Origin of the sequence: Agrobacterium sp. 33MFTa1.1 (assembly GCF_004328495.1) — a bacterium.
In the GTDB taxonomy this organism is placed as follows: Bacteria; Pseudomonadota; Alphaproteobacteria; order Rhizobiales; family Rhizobiaceae; genus Agrobacterium; species Agrobacterium pusense.
Map to the genome: position 1 here is coordinate 849,618 of NZ_CP036359.1, position 23,834 is coordinate 873,451.

Here is a 23,834-nt window from a genome sequence, read left to right on the forward strand (position 1 = left end):
ATATCGCTTGCGCTTGAGTCAGGATGCCCCAAAGACCGTAAATGAGTCACCTAACGGCTGCCACGACGGGCACAACGCGAGCTGCTGGCTCTGCCATGGCGCGGGCGGTTTGTCTAAGCGCTGCAGAGGTAACGGAGCCGGCCGCCTCCAGGTGGAACTGCGAGACGAGCTCCCGCAGCTTTCTCGCCTCGGTCGCGAGAGCAGCGGATGCCGCCGTTGACTGCTCGACCATCGCCGCGTTCTGCTGCGTCGTCTGGTCCATCGTATTGACCGCCCCATTGACTTCGGAAAGACCGGTCGACTGTTCCCGGGCCGCCGTCGCGATGGCTTCCATATGCCGGTTGATGCCGGAGATACGCTCACCTATTTCCTTGAGTGCCACACCAGTCTCGCGCACAAGCTTCACGCCGCCGTCGACCTCGGCGGTGGATGTATTGATCAATGTCTTGATCTCCTTTGCCGCCGTCGCGGAACGTTGCGCCAGCTCGCGCACCTCCTGTGCAACGACCGCAAAACCCTTGCCGGCGTCGCCGGCCCGGGCAGCTTCCACGCCGGCATTCAAAGCCAGAAGATTGGTCTGGAAGGCGATCTCATCGATCACGCCGATAATATTGGAAATCTGCTGCGCGGAATTCTCGATCCGCTGCATGGCTTCCTCAGCCTGGCTGACCACTGCAGCCGAGCGGGAAGCGCTCCGATCGGCCTCCGTCGCCGCCCCGCGTGCCTCCTCTGTCCGTCTGCTGGCATTGGTCACATTGGCGGTGATCTCATCTAGGGCAGCAGCAGTTTCCTCCAGCGAGGCAGCCTGCTGCTCCGTTCGACGCGAGAGGTCGCTGGCACCGGATGCGATCTCCCGCGTGCCGTTGTCGATGACCGTAATGCTCTCGGAAATCGCGCTCAGCGTCCTACCCAGTTGCTTCAGTGACGTGTTGAAGTCATGCCTGAGGGCTTCGAAATCCGGAGCGAAAGGCTCATCGAGCTGGAAGGAAAGGTCACCGGAGGACAGTCTTTTGAGACCATTGGCAAGACCGGATACCGCCACCTGCAGCCGTTCTGCGGCATCGGCCTCAGCCTGCTGCTGCGCCTCGAGCCTGTCAGCTTCGGCTTGCCCGCGTGCACGCTCCGCATCCTCCTCCAGCTGCCTGTTGACGATTGCCGCCTTGCGGAAGACCTCGACAGCCGCCGCCATCGTCCCAATCTCGTCTTTCCGTCCGGTACCCGCGCAGGTGATGTTGGTCTCACCCTCAGCCAGCCTTGTCATGTCGGCAGAGAGCGCGAGGATGGGTTTGCTCACGGTGCGGCGGAACAGGACAAAGAGCAAGATCGAAAACAATCCTGCCAGACCGAGAAGAGCTTGCAGCACATCCTGCATGGCAGCGGCTGTCTGGGCGCTTTCGGCAGAGATAGATTCCGACACTTGCTCTATCTGGTCGCCCGTCTCCTCCATGGCGGTTTCCAAGGCTGAGAACTGCTTCATAAAATCGGGCAATGCCGCCAGGGCGACGATCGGATCCTTTTCTGCCGTACCGACGATCTTGTTCGCACTATCAATGTAGGCGAGCAAGGGTTTCTCGACCCCGGCGAGTACCGTCTGGGTGGCCGCATCGGTTGCCAGCGCTTTGTTCGCGGCGATCATTTTGAGAAATGACGCAACGTGTTCTGAAAGATCGGCCTTGACGCTGTCGAATGCGACGCCGGCCGCTGGATTGGAAGCAAGGAGAGACGCAAACACATCTGCGCGCAGGGCGTCATGCATCATGTCCGCCTGCATATGGTTGCGGAGGACCTGAGCCGATCGGGTTACGTTTTCAGAGTTGTGCGTCAGCGTCGATGCCGACCATATCCCCACCCCGGCGGTGCCCCCGGCTATTGCAAATATTGCCACGCCCGCAAAGATGATCTTCTGCTGAATGGATGCCATGACACTGTTCCCAAGTTCGGCCTTGGAAAATAATACCCCGTTATTCTTAATTATCTGTCATAACAATTATCTACGGTGTCTCCGAGAAATCTGATGTCTCGGATGGAACAATAACATTCGCGCTGTCCGATCTTTAATTAGAGCTGTCGGCGCAAATATTGTATGGACTGCGCGTGATACAGACCTTCACTCAAAATTCCACCGGCAATGTGAAAGCCGGCCGCCTTTAAACTTCGATCGTGGAAAAGAAGAGCGCTTTCAAAGCCGCGATTTTGGCCAATGGGCCAGTTGCGTGGTTCCGACGGGGTGCCCACTTGTCTCGGCTACTTTCAAGGGCCTTGGTTGCTTCGTTCCGCATCTCGAAATGAACCGCCGCTCCAAGAGGCTCACGCCATTTCAGGTCAGTCTCTTCGCTCGCCATCAGTCGATGATGTTGTTTAATCGCTTCGCGAAACGAACAGGCCATGGAACTTTTGGTTGCTAAAATACTTACTGATACGTTTTCCTGTGCCTCGATCGCTGCATCTGGTCGCACAGACCGCTCAGCCGTCATGTTTTGGTAACCACGATCTTCCTGAAGGGGATTTTTGCAGGGCATTCCCTAGACAATTTGCTCGTCATGCGCGTAGCTCTAGCCCGGCCGGTTTGTACGCTTGATTACACATCTTGAGAGGATGTCGAATGTCGTTCGTTGCCGAAATTTTCCGCCAATCCCCTGAAATCGCGCTCTTTTTATCCCTGGCTTTTGGCTATTGGATCGGAAAGGTCCAGTTCGGCAGGTTTCAGCTCGGAGGCGTCGCGGGCTCCCTTCTTGTAGCGGTCGTGATAAGCCAGGTGGGAGTTCAAATCGACAATGGGATCAAATCCGTTCTCTTTGCGCTCTTCATATACGCGGTCGGTTTTGAAAGCGGGCCACAGTTTTTCCGCTCCTTGGGAAAACAATCTATACGAGAGATCGTCTTGGCTGCGGTTCTTGCGATCAGCGGTCTTGCCACCGTGGTCGTGCTCGCAAAGTTGACAGGCCTTGATAAGGGTATCGCCGCGGGGATTGCCGCCGGGGGAATGACACAATCGGCCATTATCGGAACGGCGAGCTCCGCTATTGAAAAACTTGGCCTTGCCGCCGATGAGACGCAGAGGCTCCAGGCGAACGTCGCGATCGGTTACGCGGTCACCTACATATTTGGTTCTTTTGGAGCCATCATCGTCTGCGTGAATATTCTTCCCTGGTTCATGAAACGGGGGATACGGGATGACGCCGTGAAAGCGGAAGCAGAGATGCTCAAGGGCGCCCGAGTATATGGCGTCGGTGAAGCACCTGCCCTTCCGGACCTCGTCGGACGGATATTCAGGGTCGAGGATGCGGCTGGGAAAAGCATTGCCGAATTGGAAGCACTGTCGACAAAAGGGCCCATCACGATCGAACGCGTGAAACGCGGCAGCGCTCTGGTTGGCATTGAACCCGAGCTTCGTCTGCAGAACGGTGATCTCGTGCTGATAGTCGGACGTCGTGCGGGCGTCGTCGGTCTTGAAAACCTGATCGGCAGGGAGGTGGCCGCGGCGGAAGGCCTGGAACTCGTGGTCACAACGCGCGACATCGTCGTAAAAGACAGGGACTTCGCCGGCCAAACCGTCGCCCGGATATTGGAGCGAAGCAAAGACCTGCGCCACGGGATCTACGTGATCCAGGTAACTCGGGCCGGTGTGAAACTGGAATTGACCAACGATACCGTTATACGTGCCGGCGACATAGTGACCGTGCACGGAGTACAGGAGGATTTACAGCGCCTCTCGAACAAAGTTGGCAACGTCATAACTCCCAGTGACAAGACAGACTTCGTATACCACGGGTTTGGTGTGGCCATCGGCCTGCTGGTTGGTCTTCTCGTGTTGAGGATCGGTTCGGTCCCGCTAACGCTTGGCGCGGGCGGCGGGGCTTTGCTCGCCGGTCTCGTATTTGGCTGGTATCGCAGCCGTAATATGACGCTTGGCAACATGCCAACACCCGCATCAACTCTCCTGAGAGATCTCGGTTTGGCAGGGTTCGTGGCCGTGGTCGGCCTACAATCAGGTCAACAAGCGGTACACACCGTCGCCGAAAGTGGTCTTTCGATATTTGCGATAGGCGTCGTCGTCACGGTGCTCCCGCTGTTGATAACAATGCTCGTTGGTCGCTACCTTCTAAAGTACGACAACGTCGCGGTTTTCGCTGGTGCTCTGAGTGGATCTCGAAGCGCCAATCCCGCCTTCGGAGAAATCCTCGATAAAGCCGGAAACTCCATTCCCACGACCCCTTTTGCCATAACGTATGCACTTGCCAACGTTTTCCTGACGTTGCTGGGCCCACTCGTGGTGGCACTCGTTTAACAGACAGGAGAGAGAAGTATGAACGATTACAGTCAGTTCGCAAAACTCAGCCCCTTCGAACTCAAAGACGAGCTCATCAAACTGGCGTCCACGAAAAAAGAAAAACAAATGCTGAACGCGGGACGCGGCAACCCGAATTTTCTGGCAACCCTGCCCCGGCGAGGCTTTTTCAGGCTCGGCCTATTCGCTGTTGCGGAATCAGAGCTCTCATACTCCTACATGGAGCAGCACCTAGGTGGCTTACCGCGCATAGAAGGCATCGAAGCGCGATTCGAACGCTTCGTCTCAGACAATCGAGACCAGGAAGGCGTCGTGTTTCTTGGTCGCGCCATAAGTTACGTGCGTGACCAGCTCGGACTTTCCGCTTCCGATTTCCTCCACGAGATGGTGGAAGGCATATTGGGCTGCAACTATCCTGTTCCGCCGCGCATGCTGCGTGTCAGTGAACAGATTGTCCGTCAGTATTTAGCGAAAGAGATGATCGGCGGACAAATATCGCCCCAGGACATAGACGTTTTTGCCACTGAGGGCGGAACGGCAGCAATGACGTATGTTTTTGACACGCTGCAGAAAAACCGTCTGATCAAAAAATCGGACAAGGTGGCTATCGGTATGCCTGTGTTCACGCCGTATATCGAGATTCCACAACTGGACGCATACGGGCTTGAAGAGGTTTCGATCAGTGCGGACCCAGAGGCTGGCTGGCAGTATCCGGACTCCGAACTCGAAAAGCTTAAAGACCCCTCGATCAAGATTTTTTTCTGCATCAACCCAAGCAACCCTCCATCGGTAAAGCTCGATCAACGGAGCCTGGAAAAGATCGCCGACATCGTCGACAATCATCGGCCAGACTTGATGATATTAACCGACGACGTCTACGGGACTTTCGCGGACGACTTCAAATCGCTGTTCTCCGTCTGCCCAAAAAACACGATCCTGGTCTACTCTTACTCGAAATACTTCGGAGCTACGGGTTGGCGGCTGGGAACCATCGCATTAAGACGGGACAACGTGATCGATCAAGCGATCAGGAACTTGCCGGAGGAAGACAAAGCGTCGCTCGACAAGCGGTATTCATCGATTGTCACAGACGTTTCGGCATTGAGGTTTATCGACCGCTTGGTTGCTGACAGCCGTACCGTGGCGCTCAATCACACCGCAGGGCTCTCAACGCCTCAGCAGGTCCAAACGGTGCTGTTTTCGTTATTCGCGCTTATGGACGAAAACGACAACTACAAGAAAACACTGAAGCGACTTATCCGGCGCAGACAGGCAGCCCTCTACGCTGAGCTCGGCCTGGACACTCCCGACGACGAAAATTCGGTCGATTATTATACCTTGCTGGATCTTGAGAAGATTTCCCGCCGGCTTTTTGGCGACGAGTTTGCAGCATGGGTCAGACACGAATTTTCGCCGAACGAGCTGCTGTTCAGAATTGCCGATGAGACCGGAATCGTTTTGCTGCCGGGACGCGGCTTTGGAACCCAGCACCCTTCTGGTCGGGCGTCGCTTGCCAATCTCAACGAGTACGAGTACGCGGCGATTGGCCGATCGCTCCGTAAGATGGCTGACGAGTACTACGCGAAATTCCAGCAAACGCATCGATAACGCGCTTCCTGCCATCGTCCAGATGGCGGGACGCCTCTGTCGCCGACCACCCTGATGATCAAGAGAGTGTAAGAGTGCTCTCGCGGATCCTCATGGTGGACAACGGCTATGTCGTGCCAATCGTGATCATGAACAGGTTCATCGGCACGCCGCCAAACTGAATCTTAACCTCACAGCATGGACACGCCATAAGGAGAGTGAATTGCACGGCACACGATCCTCGCAAATTTGTCCGCGCCTCCTGGGATGCCGCCCTGACCGATTTCGGCAATGTATGGGTTCTGAAACCCATTGTAATCAGACGACGTCGCTTCCGTTCCGGCAACACCATTATGACCCTAACTGCGAATGGTGACTTGGATGTCACGTCGCAAGCTGTTATGTTCTTGTTTCGTTTCTCTCCGCGAACTTGGTTGCAATGGACCTCACCACCGCCTCAGCCGCCAGAAAAATCATCCATGTCGACATGGATGCCTTCTACGCTTCGGTTGAGCAGCGCGACAATCCTGAACTGCGCGGCAAACCCCTCGCTGTTGGCGGAGCGGCTGCCCGTGGCGTCGTTGCAGCAGCAAGTTACGAGGCACGGGAATTTGGGGTGCGCTCGGCAATGCCGTCGGTCACGGCGGCTCGAAAATGCCCTGATTTGATCTTCGTGAAACCACGATTTGAAGTCTACCGCGCCGTCTCCCAGCAGATACGCGAGATTTTTGCGGAATATACGCCGCTCATCGAACCTCTGTCGCTCGACGAGGCCTATCTCGACGTCACCGAAAATCTCAAGGATATGCCAATTGCCACTGAAATCGCTCTGGAAATCCGCGCCCGGATCAAGGCGGTGACCGGGCTGAACGCTTCGGCCGGCATCTCCTATAACAAGTTCCTGGCAAAAATGGCGTCCGATCTGAACAAGCCGAACGGTCAGGCGGTGATTACGCCGAAGAACGGTCCGGCCTTTGTCGAACAGCTCGCAGTCAAGAAATTCCATGGCGTCGGCCCGGCTACGGCGGAAAAGATGCACCGGCTTGGTATTGAGACCGGAGCGGATCTGAAAGCAAAATCCTTGCCGTTTCTGGTTGAGCATTTCGGGAAGTCCGGTCCGTATTTCTATGGCATCGCCCGGGGCATCGATGAGCGGCAGGTCAGACCGGACCGCGTGCGTAAGTCGGTCGGCGCGGAAGATACATTTACCGCGGACATCGATGACCTCGAGCTCGCAACCAAGGAACTCCGGCCACTTGCGGAAAAGGTTTGGTCCTATTGCGAGGCCAAGGGTTTCAGCGGCAAGACGGTGACCGTGAAAATCAAATATTCCGACTTCACCCAGGCGACGCGGAGCAGGACAACTGCCATCCCCTATTCGAACGCCGAAGACATTCTAGACGCGGCCAATACCCTGCTGGCCGGTGTCTATCCATTCAAACGGGCGGTCCGGCTCCTTGGGGTAACGTTATCGTCTCTCACCAATGACAAAGAGGCTGAATACGAGGACCAATCGCAGCTGGGCCTGGGTTTTTGATCACAAGAATGTGCTTCGGGGCCTGAGTTGATTTAGGCGATGGGCGCATCAGCTGGGTTGGCTTGATCGCGTCGCTGCCTCCGCAGGCAAAGCGAGGAAAGAGCAGTATCCGAGAGTCCTCGGAGCGGCGACCCTGATCGATCGCCCCCGGAGCGCCGAGGCGGCCGCTGATGGCGACCGGACGCCGGGCGGTCGTCACCACCCCACTGATGTTCATCAGCCTTCCGATGATGTCGCGAACGTCGCGACGAGCAGCCGCTTTGAACATCCAAAAACATCAATTGGTTTGGATTAAATGTTGCAAATCCAACATTAATATTGTTGGATTTGCCAATCATGATCAAAACAGGCGCGATAAATGTTGTATCATACAGATTTTCTTTCCAGGTTGGGACAAGGCCTCAAGGACCTCTCACCAGTATGGGGCGTCTCGCCGGATGCAACCCTGACGCTCCTGACGATTTCCGAGAACGCGACCTTCCGTATCGCTGACGAGACCACTGGAAGCGATCTGATCGTGCGTGTGCATCGCCCTGACTACCATACCCAAGCGGAGATACTGTCCGAGCTCGCATGGATTGATGCGCTACGGCAAGATGGGGTGGTTGTTACACCGCGGCCAGTCACGGCAAACGACGGCAGCCTCCTTCAAGTCTTCTCGGACGGCGAAACCATGCGCCATGCTGTCGCTTTCGAATATATGGCGGGCAAGGAGCCAGATGCTGAGTCCGACCTCGTCCACTGGTACAGGACACTCGGGGAGATCAATGCGAAACTGCACGCCCACAGCCGCAGATGGACGCGACCGGAGAACTTCGTCCGCAAGACATGGAGCTTCAACCGGATTCTGGGGGACGGTGCCTATTGGGGTGACTGGCGTGACGCCCTCGGACTGACGCTCGGCGGCAAGTCCGTTTTAGAGAGAACGCACAAGCTGCTCGAAGCCCAGACCTCCGCCTACGGCTATGGTGAGGACCGCTTCGGCCTCGTTCATTGCGACATGCGCGCCGCCAACCTTCTGGTCGATAATGGCAGACTGGGAGTGATCGATTTCGATGATTGCGGTCTGTCCTGGTACGCCTACGATTTTGCAGCCTCGATCAGCTTCATGGAACATGAGCCTTTCATCCCCGATCTCAAAGCCGCCTGGCTCGAAGGTTATCGGCGCGTCACCGCTCTTGATGAGCAACATGAGGCGGCCCTGCCGATGTTCATCATGCTTCGCCGCATGCAACTCACCGCGTGGATCGCTTCCCATGCTGAAACGCCGACGGCCCAATCCATGGGCACAGGCTATACCGATGGTACCGTGGCGCTCGCGGAGCGCTATCTGGCCGAACACCGTTGAGGAGAGCCCGATGAGCGTCGCCACCAAGGAAATTCTAGATCTCAACCGTTTCGATGCAAGCCGTGCCGAGGGCTTCCCGGCTGAACTTGCGCAGCGCGTCGCCAAGCGCCAGGCAACGTTTGGAGCGTCATCCGTGCTCTTTTACGAGCAGCCGATCGAGATGGTGCGTGCACAGGGCGCCTACCTGTATGACGCCGGCGGACGCAGATATCTCGACGTCTACAACAATGTACCGTCGGTCGGCCACTGCCATCCGCGGGTGGTCGAGGCCGTTGCGCGCCAGATTGGCGAACTCAACATCCACACGCGCTACCTCAGCCGCGTCGTCGAGTCCTATAGCGAAGAGCTTCTGTCAAAATTCCCGGCGGCGCTCAGCAATGTGGTTCTGACCTGCACCGGCAGCGAAAGCAATGATCTTGCCATGCGCATCGCCCGCATCGGAACTGGCGCCGAAGGTTTCGTCGTCACCGAAGCAGCCTATCACGGAAATACTGCGCTGGTGACCGAGATTTCCCCCTCGTCCTTACGCAAGCGCAAGCCCGCACCCTTTGTGGCGGTCATTCCGGCGCCGGCGCCCCGTGACGGCATGAGCGTTGCTGCAAGCTTTGCCGCATCTGTGGAACAGGCGATTAACGAACTCAAATCGCGCGGCATCAAGTTCGCCGCCTTGATCGTTGATACGATCTTCTCAAGCGACGGTATCTACGCCGATCCTGCCGGCTTTCTCAGGGAGGCGACAGATGTGGTGCACCGTGCTGGCGGCCTGTTGATCGCCGATGAGGTCCAGCCGGGTTTTGGCCGGACGGGAGGCAGTCTTTGGGGCTTCGAGCGCCACGGCGTGACGCCCGATATCGTCACGATGGGCAAGCCAATGGGGAACGGTTTCCCGATGGGTGGCGTCGTAACGCGTCCTGACTTACTCCAGAGATTTTGCGAGGAAACCGGATACTTCAATACTTTCGGCGGCAATCCTGTGGCGGCCGCCGCTGGCCATGCCGTACTCAGGGTGATCGAGGAAGAAAATCTGATCGAACGTTCGGCAGCTGTCGGTGGTCATTTCCAGCAATCGCTCCAGGCTTTACAAACCCGACATCCGGTCATCGGCGGCGTGCGGGGGGCCGGCCTCTTTATCGGCCTCGATTTTGTCGACCCCGCCACGGGGGAGCCGGACACGGCGTTCGCAACGACAGTGATCAATAAATTGAAACAAAACGGTATCCTGATCGGGGCAGCAGGCAAGTATGGCGCAACGCTGAAGATCCGCCCGCCACTGTGTTTTTCGAATGAGGATGCCGATCTTTTTTCGGCTACGCTGGACAGCATCCTGAACGCGCGTTGAGCCGCCTGAAATCTTTCAGGTACACCGGGCGACGATGTCGCCCGGACTTCTTCCGGTTTCAGCCCATCGCGTCGAGCGCTCCGAGCGATTCCGGAAGGGTTTGGCCGCCATCGACAACAATTGACTGACCGGTGATGTAGGCAGCCTCTTCAGATGCGAAGAACAGAGCGGCGTTCGCAATATCCGCCGGCGCGCCAAGACGACGCAACGGAACAGAGGCCGCCATCGCGGCGATATAGTCTGGGCCGTTGTCCTCAAGCCCCTCGGTCATGATATTGCCCGGCATGACCGCATTGATCGTGATGTTCTTCGGCGCCAGTTCGATCGCAGCCGTCCGCATGAAACCGAGTTGGCCCGCCTTGCTCGCCCCATAATGCGACCAGCCGGGATATCCAGTGATCGGGCCGGTAATTGATGAGGTTATGATGATACGGCCTGAGCCAGCCTTCGTCATTGCTGGCAAAACGGCGGAAACACTGAAAAAGGTGCTTTTAAGATTGGTCGAAATCACCTGGTCGAAGTCGGCTGCCGTCATTTCGCCCAGCTTAGCCGCCGGAAAGATGCCGGCATTGGCGCAGAGGATCGCGACGCCGCCATAGCGGGTTATGGCTGCATCGACCATCGCCCTGCAGCCCTCCTCTGTACTCACATCCGCGGCAAATCCCGAGCCATTGGCTCCGATTTCGGATGCAACCCTGTCGGCGTCGACCTGGCTGCGCGAGACAACGAGGACGTTCAGGCCGGCCTCCCCGAAACGCAATGCTATGCCCTTGCCAATCCCCCGGCTTGCGCCGGTGACAATGACCGTTTTCCCTTGCAGTGACTTCAACATGTTCCACTCACTTTTTTGTTGTAATTTCCACAAATTCACGTGCCGCTGCTGCTTTAATTTGAGGCGTCAGATTAAAACATCGGCACACGACCGGCGCTGCCTGCACAAAACAAATGCACAGTAATATTAGTCCTTTAGCACTCCATTTTTGCAGAAGTTGCGTTCGCCTCCAGGTGCTACCGCTCCAATCACACTCCGCACCATGAAGCAGAAAATAGATGTTGTAAATCACACATTTTTACGACAAGGTTCCAACATAAGCGATCCACGAGCCACGGAAGCGGCCAAGAAAAAGGGGAACAATTATGATGAAAATCTCCAGACGCAACATGATGCAGATGATGGGTGCGGCCGCTTTTACCGGCCCAATGGCAAGCGCGACCCGCGCTTTTGCGGGTCGACAAAAAGAGCTCAATATCCTGTGCTGGGAAGGCTACAATTCCGCACAGGTCCTGGATCCCTTCCGATCCAGCCAGTCAGCGACCGTCAAGGCTGAAAGCCTGACCAACGACCCGACCATGATCAACCGCCTGCGCGCGGGCGAGACCAAAATCTGGGACCTGATCAACGTCAACAATCCCTGGGCCCGAAAGGTGATGGGGCCGGCCGGGCTGATAAAGCCGCTGCCGCGCGCCGAGTTCGAGCCCTATTTCGAGACCATGCTCCCCAACTTCAAGGCGCCTTATCGCTGGGCAATGAGCGACGACGGCAAGGACCTGCTCGGCATGGCGCAGCGCTTCGGGCCCTACAGCTTTGTTGTCAACACCGACAAGGTCAGCAAAGCAACGGCGGAGGAACAGGGCTGGGACCTGTTCAACGACGCCTCGATCGCCGGCAAGTACGGCATACAGGAATCCGACGACTGGAACGTCTTCAACATCTTCCTCATCGCCGGAATTGACCCCTTCAGGGAGCACACGGAGGAGGAGTTCAAGGCCTTTGCCGAAACCGCAGAAAAAGTTTTCAAGGGCGCCAAGATGGTCGGGGACATGGCGTCACTCAATCAGGCTCTCGTCTCGGGCGAGATCGACCTTTATATGACCGGTGGCACTTATTCCGTCTCTCCGGCGCGTGCCGACGGCTATACGAACTTGCGCGCCATTACGCCACTCAAGGGCCCGATGGATGGCAAGGGCGGTATTTCCTGGATCGAGATCACCTCGACGGTCAACAATCCCGAACTTTCGCCACTCGCCCTGGAATTTCTGAAATACGTCCAGGATCCGCACGTCGCCCACACCGTCGCCTTTGCTGAAGGCACATTCAACCCGGTCAGCCAGATGGGCAACCCGAAGTGCTACGAACTCTTCACCAAGGACGAGATGGAAGCCATCCAATGGGACAGCCTCGAGGAGGATATGGCGCGTTCGGCGCAATACGACATCGTGCCTGACTATGACAAGGCACTGGAACTGATGACCGCCGCCAGGCGCCTGCGCGGCTGAGCAAAGCCTGTCCCGACGGAGAACAGAACATGAGCCTTGCGATGATCTCGCCCACCCTATCCGACGTCTTGCCGAAAATCGAGGATCCGATCCATCCAACGCCGAAACCGGTGCTGCAACTTGTCGACGTTCGAAAGATTTTCGGCGATTTTGCCGCGGTAGATGGCATAAGTGTCGATATCAGAGAAGGCGAATTCGTCACCATTGTCGGACCCTCCGGGTCCGGCAAGACCACACTTCTGCGCATGCTGGCCGGCATGGAGTCACCATCAGAAGGCTATATCACGCTGCGCGGCGAAACGATCAATAACGTGCCGTCCGACAGGCGTCCGACATGTCTCGTCTTCCAGTCGCTTGCGCTTTTCCCGCACAAGAGCGTCGGCGAGAACATCGAGTTCCCGCTAAAAGTTCGCAAAATGCCGGCCGCAGAACGCAAAGCGCGCGCTCTCGAACTCATGCGCATGGTGCGCCTGCCTGAGAGTTACTATTCCAAGAACGTGATGCGCTGCTCGGGTGGTGAAAAACAGCGCGTGGCGCTCGCCCGCGCGTTTGCTTATGACCCCGACGTCTTGTTTTTCGACGAACCGCTATCGGCGCTCGACTACAAACTGAAGAAAGTTCTGGAAAAGGAGCTCAAGGACCTGCACCGCGAAAGCGGGAAGACCTTTGTCTACATTACCCATTCGCTCGAGGAAGCCATGGTCATGTCTGATCGCGTCGGGGTGATGAGTCTTGGCCGCCTCGTTCAGATTGGCACACCTGAGGAAATCTACACCAAGCCGGCAACGCGCTTCGTCGCGGAATTTTTTGGTGAGGTGAACAGTTTTGAAGTCAGGCGCGGCCACCAAGGCGTGTGGACGCTCGCCGACGGCAGGCCGATCACTGTAGCCCCGGTAGCACAAACGATTGGCGAGACGGCAACTGTCATCGTTCGGCCCGAAACCATGCGCTTCGTCACCGGCTCCTCGAGCGCTGACAATCTGATCTCCGGCACGATCTACAACGAATATTCTCTCGGCTCGCGCATGCAGTATCAGATTCATTCCGGCGACCGGATCTATCTGGTCGAGGCCGGACGCGCCGCCGCGACCGGCATCACGTCGGGCGACACAGTCACTATCGGCTGGGACGCCCGCAACGCGATCGTGGTGGGAGACTGATATGGTAACCATGACCCATGCTGAAGTGGCCGGTGAACAAAGGCATTTTCCGTCTATCCCTGCAGGACTGCGCGCGGCCGCTCCTGTCACGATCCTGCTGCTGCTTGGCTTTCTGGCACCGCTTCTTACGGTAGCTGCCTATGCCTTCGCCACGCCCAAGAGCTTCGACGTGTTTCGCTCTTTTACCCTCGCCAACTTCACGGTGATCCTTGATCCTTCCAATACCGTTTGGATGTCGTTTGCCTGGTCGATCGCCTATGCCTTTGCGACAGTCATATTGCTTGCGATGATCGCCTATCCCATCGCCTACGGTCTCAATCGTATGTTCGGCAAATGGTCTGGCCTGGTCGGCGTGCTGTTCGTCTTTCCGCTGTTCGTCTCGGAAAACGTACGCCTCTACGGTTGGGTGCTGTTCTTTATCAAGAACGGGGTGCTCGACGGCGGCCTGAAGTGGCTCGGCTTCTCGGGCGGACCCGAGATACTTTACACACCCGGCGCCATCCTCTTCGGCATGACATATGTCTATCTGCCTTTCATGCTGTTCCCGATGTCGCTTGGCATTGCCATGATCCCCCGGGACCTTGTCGATGCGGCCCGCGACCTTGGGGCTAACAGGCTGACGATCTGGCGAGAGATCGAGCTGCCACTCGCCATGCCCGGTATCCTGATCGGCATGTTGCTCACCTTCGTGCTCGGCGCCGGCGCGATCGCCGAATCCAAGATTCTCGGCGGCCAGTCGGTCATTACCGTCGCGCAGGATATCGAGGTTGCTTTCACGTATGCACAGAACTGGCCGCTTGGCTCGGCGCTCGCCCTCCTGCTCGTTGCCATCGTCAGCGGGCTTGCCCTCTACGTTCTGTCCAAGCTCGATCTCGACCGCATTCTGGGAAAGAAGTAAGACATGGAAACCCGCTCGCAAATCCGCGCCCGAGCCTTCGTCAAGGTCTGGACATCCTTTGTCGTCCTTGCCGTTTACCTTCCTATCCTCTGCGGAGCGATGGCCGGCCTGTCCAGGGGACGCTATTTCGGCTTCCCGATTAACGCTTTTTCGACCGAATGGTGGGGCAAGACCCTTGGCTCGCTCGAGATTCAGGCTCTCGTGCAGAACTCCCTCCTGATCGCTTTCATCGTCACGCTTGTCTCCGTGATATTCGCCTTCTTCGGCGCGCTCGCCTTCGCCCGCTACGACTGGAAGGGGCGCAAGCTTTTCCAGAAGGCGATCCTTCTGCCAGTCTTCTTTCCGCAGCCAGTGCTGGGGCTCGCTCTCCTCCTGTGGTTCAACGCGCTTGGCATCAACCCGAGCTGGCAGACGGCCGTTATTGCGCATCTCGTCTGGATCGTTCCGGTGGTGACGCTCGTCATTGCCATCCAGGTCTATTCCTTTGATCCAACACTGGAAGAGGCTGCGCGTGACCTCGGAGCGGGCCGCTGGTTCATTCTGCGCGAGGTGACCCTGCCTATTCTGTGGCCGGGCATCTGGTCCGGCGCGCTCTTCGCGTTCCTGCTTTCCTGGGGCAATTTTCCGTTGTCGCTTTATACAGCCGGCGTCGACTCTACGATCCCGAAATGGCTCTATTCGAAGATGGTCGCCGGGTATTCGCCAATGGTGCCGGCGCTCGGCACGATGAGCACTGTATCGGCTGCCATATTGTTGCTGGCTGGCGGTCTCGCCATCATGCTGGTCCGCCGTCGTCAGGCGGATACATGAGGACGCCTCGATGAACTGGAAAACCGACCGCCGTTCCTTCTATTATCAGGGCGCTCCGGAACCCGACGATCCGATGCTTGAAAAGGGCAAGGTGGCGCTTCTCGTCATCGACATGCAGAACACGTATCTCGATCGCCCAGCTCCCGACATGCTCTCTGGTGATGATCTTGTCCGCTATCACGCCTGGACGCCGTTTCACGAGCGCATGCATGACACCGTCATCCCCAATACCCGGCGTCTCATGGAACGGTTTCGCGCACTCGGCCTCGACGTGTTTTTCGCGCGAATTGCTTGTCTGCGCACCGATGGCCGGGATCGTTCGCTCAGCCAGAAGAAGCCGGGATGGAACAATCTTTTGCTTCCGAAGGATGAGCAAGCTTCGCAGATCCTGTCGAAAATTGCCCCGCAGGACGGCGAGATCGTTGTCACCAAGACCACAGACAGTGCGCTGACGGGCACGAATCTCAGGCTTTTGCTGACCAATATGGGCATCACCCACGTTGTTTGCGCCGGGATTTTTACCGACCAGTGTGTATCTTCCACCGTCCGCAGCCTCGCTGACGAGAGCTTCGACGTCATCGTCGTCGATGACGCGTGTGCAGCAGGCTCCATGGAACTCCACGTCAGTGAACTGACCAGACTGCACATGATCTATGCCAACGTGATGACCACGGAAGAGTTGATCGGCTATCTGCCGCAGCCAAAGCATGAAACAATCGGGGACGAAAGTCGCCCCGGGCTTGTTCGCCCAGAGTGTTCCTGACACAACTTGGTCGATGAAAGCACTCGAAGCCCTTTATGCCGACAAGAATTCCTCCGTCTCTGCTGCAGTTGAACACGGCGCACTGAGCTGTTCCTCACGCGGCCGAGTTTTGCGCTGGAAAGCAATTGGGAGTGAGGCGCGATGAAAAAACCAAAAAGCGTGCGCCAGTCGCGCATCCTGACTGAACTTAACCAGGCACCGAGCCTGCGCGTTGCTGAACTTGCCCGGCGCCTAGACGTCTCGACAGAGACAATCCGGCGCGATCTGGACGAGATGACCGAACAGGGTCTGCTCAATCGCACTTATGGTGGAGCCGTGCGCTCGCTTTCCACCGAGCCTTCGGTGACCGAGCGCCATGCGCTCTTTGTCGGCGAGCGCGAAAGGATCGCCAAGGCGGCCGTCCAGATACTTAAAGGCGCTCAGGTGCTTATGATCGGCTCGGGCTCGACGACAGTGCACACCGCGCGACGCGTAGCAGTCGAGATGAAGAACATCACTGTACTCACTCATTCCTTTGGTGTGGCGACCGTGCTTGCCATCAACCCGACAATCAAGGTGGTCATGCTCCCCGGCGACTATCACGCCACCGAGGGCGCGACGGTCGGTGCTTATGCGGTGTCATTCCTCAATTCCTTCTACGCCGATTTCGCCATTCTTGGCGCAAGCGGTCTGGGTCCAGACGGCCCTTCGGACGCCCTCCTGGAGTGTGGCGCGGTCTACAGCGCGATGGTCTCGCGCGCAGCGCGCACCGTCGTGGTCGCCGATCATTCCAAGCACGACCGCCTCTTCCCCGCGCGCTATGCCGCTTGGCGGGACATCACGCACGTCGTTACCGATAAGGCGCTGGGCGAAGATTTGACAGAAAGCCTGGACAACAACGACGTGAAACTGACCATTTGTTGAAAGCTGCCTGAAAATCGGAGGGACCAATGATCAGCGAGACGACCTCAGCAGGCAAAAAACGCGCGCGTGACTTCGGTATTGCCTTCGACGGCACGCCCGGCCCACTCAACGCCATCACCGACATCGCCGGTATCCATGTCGGCTTTTCGACGATCCGTGAAGAAACACCCCGCCCCGGTCGCAAGTTGCCGGTGCGTACCGGCGTGACCGCGATACTGCCGCACGCCGCAGCGGGCGAACCAGTACCGGTATTCGCTGGCATTCATCGTTTCAATGGCAATGGTGAGATGACGGGATCTCACTGGATCGAGGACGGGGGCTACTTTGTCGGGCCTGTCCTGATTACCAACACGCACAGCGTAGGTATCGCCCATCAAAGCGCCGTGCGATGGATGATTGACCGATTTGCATCGACCTACGAGGGAGACGACCACCTATGGATCATGCCCGTGGTGGCAGAAACCTATGACGGCATGCTCAATGACATCAACGGCCAACACGTCGCGGTCGAGCACGTCCTGGAGGCGTTGAACGCTGCCAGAAGCGGTCCGGTCGCTGAGGGCAATGTCGGCGGCGGCACGGGCATGATTGCCTACGGTTTCAAGGGCGGCACGGGCACTGCCTCGCGCCTGATCGCAATTGACGACAAGGAGTTCACCGTCGCGGCGTTGGTGCAGGCCAATCACGGCCAGCGGGACTGGCTGACAATTGGCGGTCTACCCGTTGGCAAACTGCTGCAACAAGAAAACCCGGGGCTGTCCGAACGAGGCTCGATCATCGTTGTGATTGCCACGGACCTGCCACTTGCGCCGCACCAGCTGCGGAAGCTGGCGCGGCGCGGCGCGATAGGCATCGGCCGCAACGGCACAGTCGGCGGCAATAGTTCCGGCGACATTTTTCTCGCTTTTTCGACGGCCAATCCATACCCGATGCGCCATAAGGCCGCGCCGTTGTTGAGCATCGACATGGTCAATGACGATGTGCTTGATCCGGTCTATCAGGCCGTGGTGCAGAGCGTGGAAGAGGCGGTGATCAATGCGATGGTCGCCGCGGAAACAACAGGTGGCACACCCCACGATCGATACCGCATCGAGGCAATAGACGCCGACGCGGTTGCCAGACTTCTGGCTCAGAGTTCACCCCGCTGACCCCATCGCGCCGCTTCCCTCCCGCCCGCTGGAAGCGCAGATGCAGCTTTGAACATGCGGCGACGGATGTTATCGCCTTAACACAGGCTAAGCCAAAACACGCCGGGAAAAACCAAAGCGGTGGAAGCAAACGCCGCGAGCGCTGCCGCATGAGAGATTACCGAAAGGATATCGCTCCCCAACTTTTGATTGCTCCGCAATTTCCTCATCCACAGCACAAGCAGGAAAAGCGATAAGCCGAACAGAGCAAGCAGTACGGATCGAAGAATCGAAACACCGGCCCAGGAGCGCGTATCCCACCCCCAGGCACAGCCGACGAATTGCACAGCATATAATGTGAGAAAGCACAGGGCCCAGGTGATGAAGGGCCCGGCAAGACTGAAGCCTGTTCGGTAGCGCATCTCAGCCTCCCTCCGTTAATGACCGTAGTGTCTGCAGGAAAAGAAACGATATGCCTGTCGCGAAAAGCAAGTGAACATGCCAGAGGGTGCCTATGCGAAGGTCGTTTCGGCGACGGTCCGAGACGTAGCCATTCGACAGACGCCAACACCCGAATGCCACAAGGATCAGGCCGACGAATCCGTGCAAAAGGAGATAAACGTTGACCGCAACCGAAACGCCGTGGATTGCATGGCTTACCGCCGTATATTCCGCCCGCAGCACCATTGCACCACAGACGATCGCCGCCACGTAGGCAATCGTGCTGATGATCGACATCGTCACAGCCGCTCTCAGATGTCTCGCCAGTGCGCCAAAGATGGCGGCTACAGCGGCGCTCAACAGAAAAACCGTCTGCAGTGGTATCGACTGCGGCCAGACGATCTTTTCGCCACCAGCGGAAATCCAGAGGAAAAGCCCGCCGAAAAGCAATGAGGAAAAAAGCGTCGTATCCGCAATCAGGGCAAGTTTCACCGCCATGACGGACGGAGCATCGGCGCATTCGTAATGAAGCGGAAAACGTTCTTCTCCACGCGCGACGACGGGTCCGCGTTCCTGTCTGGCATCATCGTTCGGCGTCCACGCCAAGAAGAGCAAAGCAATAATGACGAGAGCGAAAACCGCCACCGGATACGCCTTGAGAAGCAATGCGATGAAAAAGGCGGCCGTGGACATGGCAGTCAGCAAGGGAAGAAAGCTCGGCCCCGGCAACACGACGATCTGCAGCGGCGCACCAGTTACGGCATCCGTCCCCATGGTCTCCATTTTCCTGGATCTCACAAAGCCGAGGTACCCTTTACCCGCGGCGAGCGTCGCCGCGATCCGGTTGATCGGAAGGCTGTCCGCTCTAGCAGTCACTTCCGGCTGTGACGCAAAGGCATAGGCCGCTGGCGGGGTCGGCATGGCCCATTCAAGGGTACCGGCATCCCACGGATTGCGCCTGAAGGCGCGCCCGTAGCGAAACAGCAGCGCGAAGTCCAGCACCACCAGCATGAAGCCCGCGGCCATTATGAAGCTGCCAATTGAGGAGAGAAGATTGAGCCACTCCCAGGGGGAAGCCTCTGGATAGGAAAAAACACGCCTCGGCATGCCGAGCAGCCCGGTCAGGTGCATCATGAAGAATGTGAGATTGAAGCCGATGAAGATCATCCAGAACGCGGCCCTGGAAAGGTGCTGGACGGGCTGGCGCCCGCTGATATGCGGCACCCAGTAATAAAGCCCGGCGAGCATGGGAAAGAGAAATCCCCCGACCAGGACATAATGAAGATGCGCCACCACAAAATGTGTATCATGCGCCTGCTGATCGAAGGGCACCATGGCCAGCATGACGCCGGTCAGGCCGCCGATGAGGAATACGCAGAAAAACCCGAGGATGTGGAGCATGGGGACGCTCATCGTCGGCTTGCCGCTTGCGATGGTCCCAAGCCAGGCGAATATCTGGATCGCTGTCGGGATGGTGACAAGCGCGCTCGCGGCAGAAAAAAACGACAGCGCCACATGGGGGATGCCCACCGTGTACATGTGGTGCACCCACAGTCCGAAGGACAGGAAAGCCATGGCGATCAACGCCGCAACGATGATGTTGTAACCGATCAGGCGCGTTCGTGCCAGAACGGGGATAATTGTCGACAGGGCTCCGGCCGCCGGCAGAAAGATGATGTAGACCTCGGGGTGGCCGAACAGCCAAAAGAGGTGTTGCCACAGAAGCGGGCTACCGCCGCGTTGCGGGTCGAAAAACGGGATATCGAAGGCCCGTTCAGCTTCCAGCAATATCGAACCGAGGATCAGCGGCGGAAAACCGATCAGCATCATCGCGGCGACAACGAGCATGTACCAGGCGAAGACCGGCATCCTGTCGAGGGACATGCCGGGTGCACGCAACCTCAGGATCGTCACGATGATTTCGATCGCCGCGCTGATAGCGGAAATCTCCACGAAGGTAATGCCAAGAAGCCAGATGTCGGCATTGATCCCGGGACTGTATTGCGATGACGACAGCGGCGTGTACATGAACCAGCCCCCCGCAGGGGCAGCCCCGCCAATAAGGGCGAAAATCAGCATTCCGCCGCCGAAGAGGTAACACCAGTAGCCATAGGCGGACAGGCGGGGAAAAGCGAGGTCCCTGGCGCCGATGAGCTTCGGCAGGACGTAGATCGAAAGTCCTTCAAAAAAAGGAATTGCGAACAGAAACATCATGATCGTGCCGTGCATCGTGAAGACCTGCGCATATTGCTCGGCATCCATGAAGGCGTTTGATGACGTGGCCAGTTGTGTCCGGATGAGCATGCCCAGGAACCCGCCGATGGCGAAGAAAACAAGCGCGGTCACCATGAAGCGTTTGCCTATGACGGTGTGGTTGACCGCTGCGAGACGCCGAAATCCGGTGCCCGAACTCCAGACCTCATTGAGTTCCCGGTGAAGCCTTAATGACGAGTGTTTCTTCGGTGTGCGCACATCATTCATCAGCGTTGTCCCAAACCCCCGATCACCTTTGAAAACTCGCTCTCCGTGTGAGCAACAACGCGGAAACTCATGCCGGCATGGCCGGTACCGCAATATTCCGCGCAGATGCCGCCGAAGGTGCCGGTCTGATCCGCCCTGAGGGCAATCTTGTTGGAAAGTCCGGGGATGGCGTCGATCTTTCCGCCAAGCCTTGGAACCCAGAAGCTGTGAATGACATCGTCACTGGTGACCTCTACAATGACATCACGGCCCACCGGCATATGCATCACGTCGGAAATGCGGACTTCTCCGGTCGGTGTTTCGTAAGCAAACTCCCATTTCCACATGCGCGAAACCGCATATATGCGAAGCGGATCGCTCCCGGACTGTGGCAGCAGGGATTCTCCTTGCATGAATGAAAAAGCCACCAGGGCCGTCAGGACCGGTATGGGGAACCCGATGCCGCCGCCGACCAGCCAATGGTGCGTTTTCACCCGAGCAAGGGAAGCCGGGCTGAAAAAGACCAACGCCAACAGAACGGCAATCAGCATGAAGATTGCGCAGGCGCCGCCCAACATTATCCACCACAGCAGCGCGACCTTGCGACTGGCCGGGCCTGCCGGCGCCAGTGTCGAGAGGTCACCGGAGCAAGCGGAAACCAGCAAAAGCAGAGGAATGAGCGCTATCAAACGGAACCCCGCGCTTCTCCCGCGGGTTAGCGGTCGAAAAGGAACTATCAGATGGAAAAAAGCGACGCACCCAACCCGGTCATCTCCAAGGTGGAGGAGAAGACGACCGACTCCGCAATCGCCGTTGCCGGCCATCCACTGCACGCAATGACCGTTCATTTCCCTATTGCCCTTGTCATCACGACATTGGCTTGCGACCTCCTTTACTGGTGGTCCGCAGACGAGTTCTGGGTTCGCGCCGGTGTCTGGGCATCGGGAGGCGCTTTTTTCAGCGGCGTCGCAGCCGGCATCATCGGCACGGCGGAACTGCTTCTTGTCGCGGGAATTCGCGCCCGGGTTGCCAGCTGGGCGCATGGTGTGGCCGCAATAGCGCTGATCTCCGTGGCAGGCGCCAATTGGGGAGGGCGGACATTCGGCATGATCGAGATTTTGCCGCATGGGCTCGGCCTGTCCCTCCTTGCTTCGGTCCTTACTGCGCTCGCGGGCTGGCACGGCGGAAAGCTGATATTCGATCACGGCATCGGCCTCATGGTGTCTCCCAAGGAATGAGGGGGGCGATGTTACGCTTTAGTGCCCCAGGCTCATGGAACCAGTCAGGCAGCAGTGCGGGTATCTCCGGTTTTGCGAGCGCCAGATAGACGATGCCAAGGGCTATGATGCTGGTGAACGCCGTGACGACAATGAAACGCCACACAGGATAGATCTCGCCGTCGTTAAAGAGACGGAGAATGACCAGCCCCGTAAGCACGTGTAGAAACACGAGAATAGCCACAAGGGCGAGCTTTGCGCTGAACCATGATAAATATGTGGATTGCAGGAAAATAAGCGTGGTTCCGGACGCGACCGCAAAAAAAGCGGCTGGCGACAATACCTTTACATAGGAAAACCGCACGATCTTTTGCAGGCGGAAACGATCGTCATCGTTTTGGACATGCGCACGTTGCACGTAGAGACCGGGAAGACTGACAAGGCCTGCGATCCAGACAGAGATCGCTAAAAAATGGACAAACTTGAAGAGCGCGATCATTCCACCCCCCGCCATGCAGTCATGTGCAGCATGGTCCCGACGGAGGAAAGCGCAACGACGAGATAGGGGACAAGACCGAATGTCCACATGATGAGGCCCGAAAGCTGCTGATCTTCGAGCGCTGTCATCCCATACGACTCGGTCGTGAGCAGATGCTCTGCAAAAAGCGGATAAGGAGCAAATGTCAGGATGGCTGCGAGGAAGCCCATCTGCGCCATCGTTGCAAGTGCGAGCGCAATTCTCCTTCCCGGTCCGGCAGAGACGAGCATCGTCCTCCATAGCCAGACAGCGGTTACAATCAAGGCGAGCTGCATGCCCCAGTAAGCAAGGGAGTTTGAAAGCGCGAATGAATAACCCGGCGGCAGATGCCAGGCCCAATAGACGATGGTATGCGCGAGAAACGGAATTTCCGGCAGGGCTGGGAGCCGCCAGGGTAAGCGCGGCAGGCGTCCTTCAAGGTTTAGCGCAAGCAATGGCGCAAGGACAGCAATCAATATGAAATGATGGAAAACCCGTGCGGAGAAAAGGGCCGTCGTCAGCGCACAAAGCGGCGATACGAACGCAACGACAAGAATGCACATTATGGCGGCACGCTGCAAGAAGGACCCCTGGCGGGTCGCTGTCCCAAACAGCAGAACGGTTGCGAGCGCTATCATCGCGATGAGAACCGGATCGAGGTTCCATGCATATGCAAGGTCGGTGAAATCAGGTGCTGGTCCGCAGTACGGAACAGTTGTTTCGCTCAAAGTCTCGAGCCCCCATGTCAATTCTACCCCTCACCCAACTCCGCTTGCGGAGATGCGTTCCCCTCTTTGCTCACGATCGGGACAACAACCCGTGATCAATGTGAAGGAACGATGAGGCACGCCCGTGGTTCACCATCAGCCGGGACGCGAGGAAGGAGGAAACAATGCCAATCGTTACGGGACTATTTGAAGACGAAGAAGGCGCCAAGCGCGCCGTCCAATATCTCGAGAACATCGGCGTGGATCGCCGCATCATTAAGGTCAAAACCTACGATCAGGGATCGGAGGAAAACGCCGGCCATACCCCTGAAAATATCGACAAAGGCGGAATTGAGCAGGGCTTGATTGTCCGCGCCGACGTTTCACATAAGCATCTGGTGGGGGCGTCGGAAGCCTTCCTCAATCTGGCAAGGAAGAAACAGCCGTGATGGGGA

General features: G+C 57.5%; 22 protein-coding genes. 14 read left to right on the forward strand and 8 right to left on the reverse strand.

The annotated features are described in order from the left end of the window. Positions 1–46: 46 nt before the first annotated feature. Both EYD00_RS17725 and EYD00_RS17730 read right to left on the reverse strand, forming a co-directional pair. Positions 47–1,921: a methyl-accepting chemotaxis protein gene (locus tag EYD00_RS17725; protein WP_045531321.1), complete on the reverse strand. Its 1,875-nt coding sequence runs from the start codon at positions 1,919–1,921 to the stop codon at positions 47–49. A gap of 226 nt (positions 1,922–2,147) precedes the next feature. Further along, on the reverse strand, positions 2,148–2,474 hold the full coding sequence (locus EYD00_RS17730) for a hypothetical protein (RefSeq protein ID WP_131258889.1): 327 nt from the start codon (positions 2,472–2,474) through the stop codon (positions 2,148–2,150). A gap of 128 nt (positions 2,475–2,602) precedes the next feature. Between EYD00_RS17730 and aspT the strand changes: the two genes are divergently transcribed. The 5 genes from aspT to EYD00_RS17755 all read left to right on the forward strand — a co-directional run bounded on the left by aspT (position 2,603) and on the right by EYD00_RS17755 (position 10,099). Further along, a complete protein-coding gene (gene aspT, locus EYD00_RS17735) occupies positions 2,603–4,288 on the forward strand; it encodes an aspartate-alanine antiporter (protein WP_034497443.1) in 1,686 nt (561 codons plus the stop codon). An 18-nt stretch (positions 4,289–4,306) separates the two neighbouring features. Further along, positions 4,307–5,896, forward strand: coding sequence for a bifunctional aspartate transaminase/aspartate 4-decarboxylase (locus EYD00_RS17740; protein WP_004445962.1), 1,590 nt, complete (start codon positions 4,307–4,309; stop codon positions 5,894–5,896). A 418-nt stretch (positions 5,897–6,314) separates the two neighbouring features. Continuing rightward, complete coding sequence (gene dinB / locus EYD00_RS17745; protein WP_034497445.1) at positions 6,315–7,412, forward strand: DNA polymerase IV; 1,098 nt, start codon at positions 6,315–6,317, stop codon at positions 7,410–7,412. Positions 7,413–7,770: 358 nt separating this feature from the next. Next, positions 7,771–8,760, forward strand: coding sequence for a phosphotransferase enzyme family protein (locus EYD00_RS17750; protein WP_004445964.1), 990 nt, complete (start codon positions 7,771–7,773; stop codon positions 8,758–8,760). A gap of 10 nt (positions 8,761–8,770) precedes the next feature. Further along, positions 8,771–10,099: an aspartate aminotransferase family protein gene (locus EYD00_RS17755; protein WP_004445965.1), complete on the forward strand. Its 1,329-nt coding sequence runs from the start codon at positions 8,771–8,773 to the stop codon at positions 10,097–10,099. A gap of 58 nt (positions 10,100–10,157) precedes the next feature. On the opposite strand, the gene fabG is transcribed toward EYD00_RS17755, so the two are convergent. Then, positions 10,158–10,931: a 3-oxoacyl-ACP reductase FabG gene (gene fabG, locus EYD00_RS17760; protein WP_004445966.1), complete on the reverse strand. Its 774-nt coding sequence runs from the start codon at positions 10,929–10,931 to the stop codon at positions 10,158–10,160. A gap of 305 nt (positions 10,932–11,236) precedes the next feature. Here fabG and EYD00_RS17765 point away from each other — a divergent pair, with 305 nt between their 5' ends. From EYD00_RS17765 to EYD00_RS17795, 7 genes are all read left to right on the forward strand, one after another. Further along, complete coding sequence (locus EYD00_RS17765; protein ID WP_034497448.1) at positions 11,237–12,376, forward strand: ABC transporter substrate-binding protein; 1,140 nt, start codon at positions 11,237–11,239, stop codon at positions 12,374–12,376. 29 nt (positions 12,377–12,405) lie between these two features. Continuing rightward, entirely contained in the window at positions 12,406–13,536 is a 1,131-nt protein-coding gene (locus EYD00_RS17770) for an ABC transporter ATP-binding protein (protein ID WP_081859437.1), read from the forward strand. A 1-nt stretch (position 13,537) separates the two neighbouring features. Continuing rightward, complete coding sequence (locus tag EYD00_RS17775) at positions 13,538–14,434, forward strand: ABC transporter permease (protein ID WP_034497450.1); 897 nt, start codon at positions 13,538–13,540, stop codon at positions 14,432–14,434. Between the two features lie 3 nt (positions 14,435–14,437). Continuing rightward, entirely contained in the window at positions 14,438–15,244 is an 807-nt protein-coding gene (locus EYD00_RS17780) for an ABC transporter permease (RefSeq protein ID WP_004445974.1), read from the forward strand. A 10-nt stretch (positions 15,245–15,254) separates the two neighbouring features. Then, positions 15,255–16,007 carry a cysteine hydrolase family protein gene (locus tag EYD00_RS17785; protein WP_045531317.1) on the forward strand — a complete coding sequence of 251 codons (753 nt, stop codon included), beginning with the start codon at positions 15,255–15,257 and terminating at the stop codon, positions 16,005–16,007. A 141-nt stretch (positions 16,008–16,148) separates the two neighbouring features. Next, positions 16,149–16,910, forward strand: coding sequence for a DeoR/GlpR family DNA-binding transcription regulator (locus EYD00_RS17790; protein ID WP_004445980.1), 762 nt, complete (start codon positions 16,149–16,151; stop codon positions 16,908–16,910). Between the two features lie 26 nt (positions 16,911–16,936). Further along, positions 16,937–18,058 (forward strand): DmpA family aminopeptidase, encoded by a 1,122-nt coding sequence (locus EYD00_RS17795; protein WP_034497453.1) that lies wholly within the window; start codon positions 16,937–16,939, stop codon positions 18,056–18,058. 77 nt (positions 18,059–18,135) lie between these two features. On the opposite strand, the gene EYD00_RS25955 is transcribed toward EYD00_RS17795, so the two are convergent. From EYD00_RS25955 to coxB, 3 genes are read right to left on the reverse strand one after another with little or no spacing between them, the layout of a single operon-like run. Beyond that, a complete protein-coding gene (locus EYD00_RS25955; protein WP_034497455.1) occupies positions 18,136–18,459 on the reverse strand; it encodes a hypothetical protein in 324 nt (107 codons plus the stop codon). 1 nt (position 18,460) lies between these two features. Further along, positions 18,461–20,959, reverse strand: coding sequence for a cytochrome c oxidase subunit I (ctaD, locus tag EYD00_RS17800; protein WP_034497457.1), 2,499 nt, complete (start codon positions 20,957–20,959; stop codon positions 18,461–18,463). Next, complete coding sequence (gene coxB / locus EYD00_RS17805; RefSeq protein ID WP_022563152.1) at positions 20,959–21,627, reverse strand: cytochrome c oxidase subunit II; 669 nt, start codon at positions 21,625–21,627, stop codon at positions 20,959–20,961. The genes ctaD and coxB overlap by 1 nt, the downstream gene beginning before the upstream one ends. Positions 21,628–21,678: 51 nt before the next feature. Here coxB and EYD00_RS17810 point away from each other — a divergent pair, with 51 nt between their 5' ends. Continuing rightward, entirely contained in the window at positions 21,679–22,176 is a 498-nt protein-coding gene (locus EYD00_RS17810; RefSeq protein ID WP_004445991.1) for a DUF2231 domain-containing protein, read from the forward strand. Here EYD00_RS17810 and EYD00_RS17815 read toward each other — a convergent pair. Both EYD00_RS17815 and EYD00_RS17820 read right to left on the reverse strand, forming a co-directional pair. Continuing rightward, on the reverse strand, positions 22,154–22,654 hold the full coding sequence (locus EYD00_RS17815; RefSeq protein ID WP_034497460.1) for a CopD family protein: 501 nt from the start codon (positions 22,652–22,654) through the stop codon (positions 22,154–22,156). The genes EYD00_RS17810 and EYD00_RS17815 overlap by 23 nt on opposite strands. Further along, positions 22,651–23,400 carry a cytochrome c oxidase assembly protein gene (locus EYD00_RS17820; protein ID WP_034497463.1) on the reverse strand — a complete coding sequence of 250 codons (750 nt, stop codon included), beginning with the start codon at positions 23,398–23,400 and terminating at the stop codon, positions 22,651–22,653. Before EYD00_RS17820 ends, EYD00_RS17815 begins: the two co-directional genes overlap by 4 nt. 164 nt (positions 23,401–23,564) lie before the next feature. On the opposite strand from EYD00_RS17820, the gene EYD00_RS17825 reads away from it, so the two are divergent. Next, entirely contained in the window at positions 23,565–23,828 is a 264-nt protein-coding gene (locus EYD00_RS17825; RefSeq protein WP_034497464.1) for a hypothetical protein, read from the forward strand. Positions 23,829–23,834: the final 6 nt, after the last annotated feature.